Origin of the sequence: Chamaesiphon sp. GL140_3_metabinner_50 (assembly GCF_025361915.1) — a bacterium.
Classification (GTDB): Bacteria; Cyanobacteriota; Cyanobacteriia; order Cyanobacteriales; family Chamaesiphonaceae; genus Chamaesiphon.
Genome location: NZ_JANYJC010000082.1, coordinates 1 through 12743, shown reverse-complemented (window position 1 = coordinate 12743; position 12743 = coordinate 1). Strand labels below are relative to the sequence as shown.

Sequence of the window (12743 nt, the reverse complement as noted above, 5' to 3'; positions counted from 1 at the left end):
TCGCGCTGCTCTCTATCCAACCTACGCAGGTTATTTAATCCTCATTCCTTAGGTTATTTAACGACTTCACATCAAAATTTGCTGAGTCTTAGCATCAGGTTTGAGTGCGAAAGTAGCGATTAAAATGCCCAAAACCGAAAGAATCGCAGTCGGAATAAAAGCATTGGTATAGCTCCCAAAAATATCTTTAGCACTACCAGCAACTAGTGTTCCCGCCAAAGCTCCCGCCCCATATGCCGTAAAAACCATGCCGTAGTTTTTAGTGTAATTGACCGGGTTAAACATCGATAGCGTTGCCGTAGGTGCGATCGCCAACCATCCGCCCAAAGATAACCACAGCAAACCGAAGGCGAAAAAGTAATTGACAACCTGCCCTTTACCAGTATTTAGCATCACGATCGAGGCTACTAAAATCATCACATAAGACAGAATCGCCGCCATTTTAGGCTTAACCCGATCTGTCAACCAACCGAATAAGGGGCGACCTGCACCGTTAAAGATGGCAAAAATTGATACCGATGCTGTAGCCGTATTAGTATCGAGTTCGATGATTTCTTTCCCGACATTAGTTGCAATTCCAATTGCCATCAAACCAGCCAGGGTACCGATCGCATAGCAGCTCCACAGTGCAAAAAAGCTCGGCGAACTCAGTAAGCGATCTGGCTCAGTACTAATGGATCTGGGCGTAAACTGAGGACTGGGTTGCCAGTCTGTTGGCGGAAATCTAAGCCCAGTTGCAATCGCCACTAAAATCGCCGTAAAAGCCACACCCAGAATTCTGAACGTGCTATTGATGCCATAAGTAGCGATCAGATAACTAGCTAGGGGTGCAGTAATTAATGGTGATAGACCAAAACCAACTACTGTTAAACCGACAGCTAATCCTTTACGATCGGGAAACCACTTAGCTGTTACTGCAATCGGTACGCCATAGACAATCCCTACGCCAGCTCCAGCAATAAAACCGTAGGTAACAATCAATAGCGGAATGCTAGTGGCAAAACTGGACAAGAAATATCCCAAACCAACGATTGTACCTCCGATGGCGGTTACTTTAGATGCACCATAGCGTTCGATATATCTACTCGCGATCGGCATTAAAATGGCAAATACTACCAGCAATATGGCGAAGGGTAGCAAGGTATCTGTTGCCCCAATTGTCATACCTTGCTTTTTAAAAGCTTCGGTCAGTGGCTTGCGAAAAATGCTCCAGGAATAAACTGTACCCAAGCAGAGCATCGCTGTAATGCCTAGTGGTAAAAATAGCCATCGACCTTGCCGAGCGGGTAAGCCAAATACTTTCAGGTCATTCATCATATTTTATGCGATTTCGATAGGGGAAAAATGTCTAATTCGGACAAAATCAATTTATAACGATTGCCATTGGGCTGCTTTTTTATCTATTTTGCTGATAAATTCAGCTTTTCCGTCCATGTAACTCTCAATATCGTTGGGATACTTTTGGGCGAGTTGTTGTTTTAACTCACTATACTCTAGTGCGGTTTCTGGATGAGATATCAGATAATCTCGAAATGCCAAATGACGATCGATCTGCGGTGAGCCAGTCTCGAAGGTATGAATGTGGTGGGTTCTCAGCCCCTCAGCATTATCCTTACGAAAAAAACGACGACCGACAATTCCATGTTCGCCCATCCCGACATAGCCTAAAGATCCGATCTCCCGATCTCGCTCGTCAACTTTGGCAAGATCTTTTACCTCTATTAAAATATCGATAATGGGTTTGGCATAAATCGTGGGAATTGAGGTACTACCAATATGGTAAATATTCACCATATTCTCGCCAAGTGCCATCGTCAAGTGTTGAGATTCAGCTAAGAATACCCGCTGCCAATTTCGATCGTGTGGAACGACGATTACTTTTCTAGTCATCATTGATATTTATCGTTCGCGAACGCATTATTGCTGCTCTAAATTAGACTGATGCGGCGAATACTGCCATTTGAGTTGGCGCACCAACTTCAGGGTCGATATTACCAATGGGTTGAAATTCTACGATATATTTATACCGATCGGCGATCGCATTTGCCCAATTTTGAAATTCAACCCTTGTCCATTCAAAGCGATGATCCGGGTGGCGGAGTTTTCCTGGGGGAAGATTTTCAAATTTGACATTATATTCTACATTGGGCGTAGTCACGATCGCGATTCGCGGTTTAGCAAATTCAAATAATACTCGCTCGAAGGCTGCGAGTCGATCGAGTTCCATGTGTTCGATGACTTCAATTATTGTTGCTGCATCGTAACCATTAATCCGCGCATCGCGGTAATTTAAGGAGCCTTGAATTAATTGCAATCGTCCTTTTTGATGGGTGGGCAATTTATCGAGGACGCGCTCTTGGGCGTATTCTAGCGATTTATGGGTGACATCCATCCCCAAAATTTCTAAGAAGATTGGCTCTTTAAGTAATAATTTGAGTAGCTTTCCTTCTCCACAGCCCAAATCGACAATTTTTTGTACGCCGTTGGCTTTAAGTGTTGCCACGACGGTTTCCATCCGCTGCTGATTGAGGCTCATCCGCTGCTCGATGATTTCTTCTTGGGTTGCTTGCTCTGGCGTTTCGGTGGCGACTTCTTCGACGGCAATTTGCGCCAATGCATCGCGAGTCAGACCGCGCTGACGTTTGAGATAGCGACTGGTAATCTCCTCCTTGAGTGGATGAGTACTCAGCCAGCCTTCGCCGTGGCGAAGTAATTTCTCGATCTCGTCTTCATTGACGTAGTAATGCTTGTCGTCATCCAACACGGGAATCATTACATGGAGATGACTGAGCAAATCGCACAGCTTAATAGTATGGGTGAGTTCGACATCAAAATAAGAGCTGTTCCCCCAATCAGGAAACGCTTCATCGAGTGCTAACCGCTCCACCCGAACTTCATACCCTAACGGCTCGAATAAGCCCCGGAGAAAGCCTTCTCGCCCCCGACTGGGTAAGACGGGAATCCGGGCGACAAGCGGAATGGGAGTATCGGCTAAATCTTGTTTTTGGGCACACCTACCAGTCATCGCGGTGCGGAATACTTGAGAAATTGCCACGCTCAAGAAAGAAGATGCGGCATAGGGTCGATCGCTAACGTATGCTGCTAGTGTCTGTCTTTTCGCGCCAGCTTTACCTCTGGCTAAATCTACCGGGTTGATATCTAATACCAGAGCCGCCGTACAGCTAGTCTCGTTAGCTTCGGGGTAAAATACTTGAGCGGTACCGAACGACAGCTCGAACGCCTGACATTTTTCGGGATGCTTGAAGAGCAGGTATCCCAGATCTGTGGCGGGTTGATGGGTGGTAGAAATAGTCAACAGCATCGGATCGATAATTTTCTGAAATATATATGTCCACTGTACTCGATCGATCGAGATTGTTAATTTAAAAAATATCGTTATTGTTTACTAATTGTCTTTATGGATACTTCCCCAATCGTCACCTCCCCGCAACTAACACCAACAGATTTGGAACGATTATCTTACTTACGCTCGATTCAACCTGCCAGATCTACAACTTTACGATCGCCTTCTAGAGGAGATCGGATTGCCGATTTAGTTACGCAGATCGTTGGTTCGTGGCGGTTTATTATTATCCAAAGTTGCCTGCTGACAGTTTGGATCGTACTGAATGTTGTTGCTTGGATCGGGCATTGGGATCCATATCCATTTATTTTGCTCAATCTGGCTTTAAGCTTTCAGGCTGCATACGCCACGCCATTTATTTTGATGAGTCAAAATCGCCAATCGACGCTCGACCGCGATAATGCCCAACAAGATTTAGACTGCGATATCAAAGCAGAACTGGAGATCGAATTAATTCATGAAAAATTAGATTTACTTAAAGAGCGAGAAATAGCCGATCTCCATGAAAAATTAGATTCACTTAAAGATCGAGAAATAGCAAATCTGCATTTGTTAGTCCGATCTCAAGCCGAAACGATCGCCAGAATTGAGGAGTTATTGTTACGACAAATTACTACGGATAGGAGATAGGGGATGCTTCTCTTCTCTCCGAGAGGCTACGCCAACAAGACGCTTTGAAAACGGCTTCGCTCCGCACAAGTAGGGGATAGGGAATAGTTTAGATTTAAAATTGGTCTTATTTTTCTAGCGATCTACTATTTAGAAAGTTATTGGAGATCTTCAGTTGGTGTCAGGATGTTTGTCGATCCTGAATCGATGATTGGATCTGGGGTGTGAATTTCTTGAAGTGTGACTTTTTGAGGTGGAGCGAAGGAAAATTGCCCTCGTGCATTAGAGGCGATCGCTAAAGCTGTACCCAACACCAAATAAACTGGTAGTGGTAAGTCGATACTCTTAATAGATTGATATAATTGGGCGATCGCTAACAGAATAAAGAAGATTGCAATCCAAGATTGAGCCATACATTTAAATATTGAGAGTGGCTGAGGGGTGTGGGGCTGTTAGAGACAATCTTAGCTTACCCTGGCGATCGGTAGCCCAAATCTATAATTCCGTTGGCGTAGCCTCTCCCTTAGAGAATCGCACATATCTGAATAAACCTTAATTGTCAAGGGTGGAAAAACGGACATAAGTTAGTCACAAAAAGAGAGCGACAATCGATAAAAATATCGTATTTATAACATTCTTTAATTTTAAATAAAGGTGATAAGCTATTAGGCGACGAGTTAGGAAACCTTAACTTTGGCAATTGTTGAAATAACCCCCGATTTTTCCAGTTTAACTACTACCGATCGATTATTAGAGTCGATCCGCGATCGCCCCGACGGTATCACAATTAAGGAGTTAGCCGATAACTTAAACCGCCCCATCTCGATGCTCCAAATTTGTCTGAAAATTTTGATAGCTAGCCGTAAAGTAGCTGTCAGAAGGCATCATCACGGACAACATCCGGTCACAGTGTATATCTCAAAACCAGATTTAACTCATTCTCCGCAACAGTTTTATCGATCGACTCATCGTGATGAAAATCGGGTAACACCGCTGCATTTGAGAGAAGTTGCTGGTTTGACAAAATTACAACTTGCCATCGAGTTGGGGATGAGTGTCAGAACGATCGATAGTTGGGAGCAAAAACGCTCTCAACCTAAGCTAGTTCCGTCTCAGCTCAAGCAGATGATGTCTGTTTATCAATGTACGATCGACGAATTAATTGCGGCTTTCGAGCAATAGAGTATAAAATTATACTCTATTGTTTGATACCTGCCTTTGAGTAAGTGCTAAATAATACCTTGCCATTAGCAACCGCTTGAAGTTTGATGACTAATGGCCCTAATGTATTAGTGTCCCGATCGACAATCGCGTCGATTTCGATCGGGTACTTTTGTTTTTTGACTAGTTCTAAAAACCGAACATAAGTAGCTAATTGTCCGTCGCCAATTTGCGGTCGATCTTCTAAAATTCCGGATCGGCGCGCTCGTAATTGTGCGGCTACTAATAAAATATTTAGTTGTTGACGAATTTGCTCTTCATTCATCGCTGTAGCATCAATATTTACCGCCGCAATTTTCGTATTGCGATCGAATACTTGTCGATCGGGCGTGACATCGATAAACACTCGCACATTGCGATCTCCAACGACATAATTACCAGTTGAAAGTACTCGAATTGCATAACTGCGGCGTTCGCGCTTAGGCTGGATCGAACCGATAATTTGTTGTTTGACTTGCGCTAATTGACTGGGTGTGACTTCAATAATTTTCTGAGTGCGATTCTCCAAGGGAGAGGCTACGCCAACGACATCATCGGGATTAGTTGCTTGAAGTGCTGTGAGATTCGCTCGAACTAATAGGCTGTCAATCTCTGTGGTAACTGCTAACGCACTGCTGGCTGTGAGAGTAGTACTAGCTAACACCCGCTCGCGAAAAATTCCAATGTTTCCCTGCCGAATTTTTTGATACTCTTGCTCGATACTATTGACTTCTTTTTCTAAAGATGCCAGTCCTTGACGATTAATTTTGATTTCTAATTCGGTTTTTTTGAGCTGTTGGTCTCTGCGTTTTAACTGCAAGGCACGAGTTTGAAACTCTCGCTCTAATTGTTGGTGTTGCTTATCTTTCTCCTTGAGTTGCGCTTGTCGAACTGCGAGTTGGCGATCGAATTGCTCGATTTGACTTTTCAAGCTCGATAGTTCTGTTTGCTGAGTTTGAAGCTGGGTTTCTAGAGTCACCAATCTTTCCGTTCGTCGCTCTAAATCTTGAGCTAGTTTTTTTGCAGTATTTTCATAAGTTTGGATCTGTTCGGTTTGCTGAAGCAAATTTGGTTCCACTGTCGTCAGATCGAGCCGCTGTTGGAGTCTAACTCTTTTACTGTTGGTAATATTAACACGCTCTTGAAGGGGGACGATTGCCGTTTCTAGCCCCGTAATTCGTTCCTCGATGTCGCTTACCTGCTCGACAATTACCTGCTGTTGTGCGGTCAAATCGCTGCGATTGCGGGCGATTTCGGTAACTTCGCGGACGAGATCTTTGCGTTGAGTCGATACAGATTGTAGTTGCTGCTTGGTATTACTAAAATTTTGGGCGGCGATCGATTGCTTGAGTAATTCATCTTTGAGCGATTTATCGCTCCCTGAGAGTTGATTTTGGGCGATCGATTGCTCGTTACGGGCGATTTCTAGCTCTCGCTGAAAGCGGTCTTTTTGTTCGATCGCGCGATTGAGATTTTCTTTGGTATCGGATAGTTTGCGCTGAATTTTTTGGAGGTCGAATACCCCCGTCCGGAGCTGTTCGCTAGCTCCAAAAATCAGTGTTAGCACGGAGGCAGAAATCAGTGTGCCAGTGACGATTGTTACTAGGGTGGCGGTCTGACGCGGACGTAATTTAAACAAACTCAATCGCGCCTTACCTACCCGCGTGCCAATCCGATCGCCGGACACCGCAATAATGCCGCCTAAAATTAAAATTGCCCCGATTAGCATGTAGCCGCTGGTCATATTAAAGGTTTTAATTATTAGGCGATCGATATTGTCGGCACTGCAATAACTAGCTCTTGCCGCGATCGCGGCATTCGCCGATGAGCTAGATGCGCCCGCGACAATTATGTTATTCACTCTGCGGAAAATTTTCAGGCCGCTTCCGCAAAGCGGACGCTACGCGAACGGCTGCGATGGTACTTAGCAAGCATTCGAGTTACAGATTGAATTGCAATCTTACTCACTGATGCACCGCAGGCGATGGCAACGTTAATTAGTTAATGAAGGTTTGTATCCGATCGGTTTCAGGGCTTACTGCTTATGATATCACAGCCATTATCACCGATCTAATTTGAACGGGTTCGTTCGCGCAGCGTGAGCTATGCTCAATCGGCTAAAGATGGCAAAATAATCGGGTTGCTGATAAATATTAGCCCGAATTGATTGTCGATCGGCTCCAATGTGCCATAGAATCTAGGGATTGGTTGTAGTGGATTAGTTGCCAATGACTTTGGGCTTTGGGTTTGATTCCCAGTTTACTGAATCCTGGATTCGCCAAAGTCTAGACCTAGGATTAGTAATTGCTCTCACATTTTTAGTGTTATTGGCGGTCAGAGATCGTCGCACGCTATGGATGGTAAGGGGGTTGATTGTGTTGATGGTGGCCGCCGCGATCGGCGAACGGTGTCAATTGCGCCTACTGAGCTTCGTTCTAGACAAATTGGTAGTAGGTGCCTCACTCGCGATGTCAGTTGTGTTTCAGTCAGAATTTCGCCGCTTTTTAGAGCAATTGGGGCGGGGTAATTTGCTGCCTTCCTCGATTCGATCGACTCGCCGCGTTAGCGATACCGCCGATCGATCGATCGACCAAATTGTCGATGCCGTTAAAGAATTATCGCAACAGCGGATCGGTGCTTTAATGATTCTGGAAACCAACGAGATGATGGACGAGCGAGATTTTGCCGTGCCGGGAGTCAGGTTAGATGCTAAGTTATCGAAGGAATTGATTCAAACCATTTTCCAAACTACCACCCTACTGCATGATGGTGCCGTATTTATTCGCGGCGATCGCGTCATCGCCGCTGGGGTAATTTTACCCTTGTCAGATCGGGCTGCTTCGCGGCAGCTAGGCACCCGTCACCGAGCGGCAATGGGAATTACCGAACGCACGAACAATTGTCTGTGTGTCGTCGTCTCCGAGGAAACGGGTTCGATTTCGCTAGCCGAAGCAGGCATCCTCGATCGCCCCCTGACTAGCAGTAAACTAAAGGAGCTATTAGAAACTCGGTTTGCGCCCATTGGCGAACGCGAATCTGTCGCGCCGAGTTTACGCAGCTTGGGGCGTAAATTTAAAAGTCGCACGATCGGGCTGTTGCGTCGCTTGCTACAATTACCGGAAAACAAATGAATGATGAATTCACCACGGCATGACAATTCATCATTCATCATCCCTAATCCCTAACTTCTTTAGATGACTTCCAAAGCCACCAGTCTCATCGAACTACCTACCGATTTAGATTGCACTCAGTTACCACAACATATTGCCGCGATCATGGATGGGAATGGGCGATGGGCAAAAAGCCGAGGCTTTCCCCGGATGATGGGGCACAAACAAGGTGCAAATGCGCTCCGGGAGCTATTGCGGTGCTGTAAGGATTGGGGAATTGCCGCGTTGACTGTCTATGCTTTTTCAACTGAAAATTGGGGCAGATCGATCGAAGAAGTCGATTTTCTGATGACTTTATTTGAAAATTTATTTCAGATCGAACTTGCTGAAATGGTTGCCGAGCAGGTGAAGTTAGCTGTGGTAGGTAATTTAGATAATGTTCCTGCGTCGCTCCATAGCGCGATCGATCGGGCGGTGACTGCCACTCAACACAATCAAGGCGTGCGGTTTACAGTCGCAATTAATTATGGCGGCAGACAAGAAATAGTTCATGCCTGTCAGCAAATTGCCACTCAGGTGCAGCAAGGACTGATAAAATCTACCGATATCGATGAAAGTACCATCTCTAAGTACCTCCACACCGCCGATTTACCCGATCCCGATCTGCTAATTCGCACCAGTGGTGAAATGCGGATTAGTAACTTTTTATTGTGGCAGTTGGCATATGCCGAAATTTATGTTACGGATACATTATGGCCCGATTTCGATCGCCGCGCTTTTCATCAAGCTTTACTCAATTACCAACAACGCCATCGGCGATTTGGCAAAGTTTAGGGAGAGTAAGGAGTAAGAAGTAAGAATTAAGGAGTCCTAAACCCCAAGTCTCCCAGTCCCCCAGTCTCCCCGTCTCCCCGTCTCCCCGTCCCCTCGTCTCCCCGTCCCCTCGTCTCAAATTCAGCACGTTTGTCTATTAACTGGAGCTACAGCCCAATGTTGGATGGCGATGAGTCTCGATCGACAAGCGATAAATTTCAGCAATTGCAGTCGCGCTTACAGAGTCTGTGGCACAGCTTTGACGCGCAGATTGATAGCGATTGCGATATTTTAGTAGTACCATCGTTGAGTCTCGATCGCGGCGAATTGCTCAAGGTAGAAGGGTGCATTCATTATGAAGAAAGACTGTTATTTTCGCTGATGCGATTATCAAACCCGCGCACGCGAATAATTTATGTTACCTCCGTACCGCTCACACCGATCGCGATCGATTACTATCTTCAATTATTGCCCGGAATTCCCTTTTCCCACGCCCGCGAACGATTGCTGTTATTCTCAACAGACGATTATTCGCTCCAACCCCTAAGCCAAAAAATTCTCGATCGTCCGCGCCTGCTCGATCGAATCCGCCAATCGTTACGTCCCGATCGATCGGTAATGATGTGCTACAATTCTACCGCGATCGAGCGCGATTTGGCTTTGAAGTTAGAAGTGCCGCTCTACGCACTCGATCCCGATTTACTCTACTGGGGTACTAAAGCAGGTAGTCGGCAGATTTTCGCCGAATGTGGTTTACCCCATCCCGACGGCAGCGAATTAGTATACAACGATCTCGATCTCGCCCAAGTCGCCGCAGATTTGTGGGCGCGACAACCTCACCTAAAACGCATGGTAGTCAAGCTCAACGAAGGCTTTTCGGGTGAAGGTAACGCCATCCTCGATTTACGTCCCCTGGGCGATCCTAGCAGTCATTCAGAGCGCGTCCGGTCGATTAGTCAAGCCTTTCCGCAGATGAGTTTTCAGGGACATCAAGAAATCTGGACGAACTTTCAGGGTAAAATCGGTCATCTCGGCGCGATCGTCGAAGCTTTTGTCGAAGGAGAGGGCAAGCAGTCGCCCAGCGTGCAGGGCTGTATTACACCAATGGGCACAGTAGAAATTCTCTCTACTCACGACCAGATTTTAGGTGGTTGCGACGGGCAAATCTTTTTAGGCTGTCAATTTCCAGCGGCGGCAGGTTATCGCCTGCAACTTCAGCAATTAGGTTTGGAAATTGGTAAAAACCTGGCAGCAAAAGGCGCGATCGAACGATTTGCAGTCGATTTTATCGCAGTACCGAATGCTGATGGAAAATGGGATTTACACGCGATCGAAATCAATCTTCGTAAAGGTGGCACTACTCATCCATTTATGATGCTCAAGTTTCTGACTAATGGGAATTATCAAATGGATGATGGTCTATTTTACTCACAACAACGCACGCCTAAATATTATGTGGCATCAGATAATCTACATCGCCCCGAATATCGCGGGCTGCTACCTAGCGATCTGATGGATATTATCGCTCATCATCGCTTGCATTTCGATACCAGTACCGAGACGGGGACTGTTTTTCATCTGCTGGGTTCTTTATCAGAATTTGGTAAAGTCGGGTTGACTAGTATCGGTAATTCTCTCGCTGAAGCTCAGGCAATTTATAATAAAGTTGAAGATGTTTTAGAGTGCGAAACTCAATCGATCGAGTCGCGCTCTTCACTGCCAATTTTCTGGAAATGTCGTTAAATTAATTGAGAATTGAGAATTGCGGCTCTCGCTCGTCGGGTTTCCCGACGGTATAGAACCCATTTAAGATCTCTACGGCTGGTGGGAAAAATACGTCATCCTGTTATTTTTACAGATCTGTAGGGGTGGGTTTATGCTAGTTAATGTCGATGTTACTGTTCGATCTCGGACAAAACCCACCCTCCTCCACTAGCATCTAAAAAGATCTCAAATGGTTTCTATAAGTTCGGGCTAATAGCTCAAGTTCTCTGAAGAGAACTAATTAATTTGGTAGTTCTCTTCAGAGAACTTGAGCTGTTAGCCCCTGCTTGGTGCATTTTCATGGACGGGGAACCCGTCCGAAAATGCATCCGCAAATTCATTTGAGGGCGGTGCAGAAACGAAGCTAGGAGTCATAAATCTTCACCTGAAAATTCTACTCTCTCTGTGCGAGCGATTCTCGATCGATCCCTCCCACACTCTACAGCTCACAGCCTCCTTCCCACCCGATCGTGCGGTAACCCGTACTCTACCCTTGCTTGCCATGCCATACCCCAGTCGGCTAAATTAGCACTCAGCAGTTGAGAGTGCTAAAAACTCATAATAAACATGGCATCATTATCGTTAACCGTATCCACAGTCAAGCCTTTAGCAGATCGCGTCTTCGTTAAAGTCAGCGCATCCGAAGAAAAAACCGCAGGTGGCATCCTGCTCCCCGATACAGCTAAAGAAAAGCCCCAAATCGGCGAAGTCGTTCAAGTTGGCCCAGGCAAACGCAATGAAGATGGTACTCGTCAAGAGCCAGAAATCAAAGTTGGCGACAAAGTTCTCTACTCCAAGTACGCTGGTACCGACGTGAAGCTCGGCGGCGACGAATATGTGCTGTTGTCAGAAAAAGACATCCTAGCAGTAGTCGGCTAAACAGTGTCACTTCGTCACTAACAACTAACCCTCTACACATCTAAATTAAAAGATTATGGCAAAGCGAATTATATACAACGAAAATGCTCGTCGCGCGTTGGAACGTGGGATGGACATCTTGGCTGAAGCGGTAGCAGTTACCCTCGGCCCTAAAGGTCGTAACGTAGTCTTAGAGAAGAAATTTGGCGCACCCCAAATTGTTAACGATGGTGTCACCATTGCTAAAGAAATCGAACTCGAAGATAACGTCGAAAACACTGGTGTAGCTCTGATTCGTCAAGCTGCATCCAAAACTAACGACGCTGCTGGCGACGGTACTACTACAGCTACCGTACTCGCTCACGCGATCGTTAAAGAAGGTTTACGCAACGTAGCCGCTGGTGCGAATGCCATCTCCCTCAAACGCGGGATTGACAAAGCAACTGGCTTCCTTGTTGAGAAAATCGCCGCTCATTCCAAACCTGTAGAAGACTCCAAAGCCATCGCGCAAGTAGCAGCCATCTCGGCTGGTAACGATAACGAAGTCGGCGAAATGATCGCCAACGCGATGGATAAAGTCGGTAAAGAAGGCGTTATCTCTCTAGAAGAAGGTAAGTCCATGACTACCGAACTAGAAATCACTGAAGGGATGCGCTTTGACAAAGGCTATATCTCGCCTTACTTCGCAACTGACATGGAGCGGATGGAAGCAGTTCTCGAACAGCCTTACATCCTGATTACTGACAAGAAAATCAACTTGGTTCAGGATCTCGTTCCCATCTTAGAGCAAGTAGCACGTTCCGGTCGTCCTTTGTTAATCCTAGCTGAAGACATCGAAAAAGAAGCTCTCGCCACCTTAGTGGTTAACCGTCTGCGCGGTGTATTAAACGTTGCAGCAGTTAAAGCTCCTGGTTTTGGCGATCGTCGTAAAGCGATGCTCGAAGATATCGCAGTCTTGACTGGTGGTCAACTAGTAACTGAAGATGCTGGTTTGAAACTAGACGCGACTAAACTAGAATCCCTCG

At 45.9% G+C, this 12743-nt stretch carries 12 protein-coding genes; 7 read left to right on the top strand and 5 right to left on the bottom strand.

Translation table 11 applies throughout. The features are described from left to right. Nucleotides 1–66: 66 nt before the first annotated feature. Genes Q0R35_RS04060 through Q0R35_RS04050 form a run of 3 tightly spaced genes read right to left on the bottom strand, consistent with a single transcriptional unit; the run spans nucleotide 67 to nucleotide 3322 of the window. Entirely contained in the window at nucleotides 67–1314 is a 1248-nt protein-coding gene (locus tag Q0R35_RS04060; RefSeq protein WP_295614726.1) for an OFA family MFS transporter, read from the bottom strand. Between the two features lie 54 nt (nucleotides 1315–1368). Next, complete coding sequence (locus Q0R35_RS04055) at nucleotides 1369–1890, bottom strand: GrpB family protein (RefSeq protein WP_366944818.1); 522 nt, start codon at nucleotides 1888–1890, stop codon at nucleotides 1369–1371. 43 nt (nucleotides 1891–1933) lie between these two features. After that, a complete protein-coding gene (locus tag Q0R35_RS04050; RefSeq protein WP_295614723.1) occupies nucleotides 1934–3322 on the bottom strand; it encodes a 3' terminal RNA ribose 2'-O-methyltransferase Hen1 in 1389 nt (462 codons plus the stop codon). A gap of 96 nt (nucleotides 3323–3418) precedes the next feature. Between Q0R35_RS04050 and Q0R35_RS04045 the strand changes: the two genes are divergently transcribed. Then, nucleotides 3419–3994 (top strand): DUF1003 domain-containing protein, encoded by a 576-nt coding sequence (locus Q0R35_RS04045; RefSeq protein WP_295614721.1) that lies wholly within the window; start codon nucleotides 3419–3421, stop codon nucleotides 3992–3994. Nucleotides 3995–4131: 137 nt separating this feature from the next. Here the strand turns inward: Q0R35_RS04045 and Q0R35_RS04040 are convergent, their stop codons facing one another. Further along, nucleotides 4132–4386, bottom strand: coding sequence for a hypothetical protein (locus tag Q0R35_RS04040; RefSeq protein ID WP_295614719.1), 255 nt, complete (start codon nucleotides 4384–4386; stop codon nucleotides 4132–4134). 280 nt (nucleotides 4387–4666) lie between these two features. Between Q0R35_RS04040 and Q0R35_RS04035 the strand changes: the two genes are divergently transcribed. Continuing rightward, the gene (locus Q0R35_RS04035; protein WP_295614717.1) at nucleotides 4667–5155 is read left to right on the top strand and encodes a helix-turn-helix domain-containing protein; all 489 of its coding nucleotides are present in this window, start codon (nucleotides 4667–4669) and stop codon (nucleotides 5153–5155) included. Nucleotides 5156–5171: 16 nt separating this feature from the next. Here Q0R35_RS04035 and Q0R35_RS04030 read toward each other — a convergent pair whose 3' ends face one another. Beyond that, a complete protein-coding gene (locus Q0R35_RS04030) occupies nucleotides 5172–7034 on the bottom strand; it encodes a DUF3084 domain-containing protein (RefSeq protein ID WP_295614715.1) in 1863 nt (620 codons plus the stop codon). A 367-nt stretch (nucleotides 7035–7401) separates the two neighbouring features. On the opposite strand from Q0R35_RS04030, the gene cdaA reads away from it, so the two are divergent. The 5 genes from cdaA to groEL form a co-directional block, all read left to right on the top strand. Further along, nucleotides 7402–8304, top strand: a complete 903-nt coding sequence (cdaA, locus tag Q0R35_RS04025; RefSeq protein WP_295614713.1) for a diadenylate cyclase CdaA — start codon at nucleotides 7402–7404, stop codon at nucleotides 8302–8304. Between the two features lie 63 nt (nucleotides 8305–8367). After that, the gene (locus tag Q0R35_RS04020) at nucleotides 8368–9117 is read left to right on the top strand and encodes an isoprenyl transferase (RefSeq protein WP_295614711.1); all 750 of its coding nucleotides are present in this window, start codon (nucleotides 8368–8370) and stop codon (nucleotides 9115–9117) included. A 156-nt stretch (nucleotides 9118–9273) separates the two neighbouring features. After that, complete coding sequence (locus Q0R35_RS04015) at nucleotides 9274–10839, top strand: peptide ligase PGM1-related protein (RefSeq protein ID WP_295614709.1); 1566 nt, start codon at nucleotides 9274–9276, stop codon at nucleotides 10837–10839. Between the two features lie 588 nt (nucleotides 10840–11427). Beyond that, nucleotides 11428–11739, top strand: a complete 312-nt coding sequence (gene groES, locus Q0R35_RS04010; RefSeq protein WP_295614708.1) for a co-chaperone GroES — start codon at nucleotides 11428–11430, stop codon at nucleotides 11737–11739. A 55-nt stretch (nucleotides 11740–11794) separates the two neighbouring features. Next, nucleotides 11795–12743: chaperonin GroEL (groEL, locus tag Q0R35_RS04005; RefSeq protein ID WP_295614707.1), on the top strand; the 949-nt coding region annotated here is incomplete at its 3' end.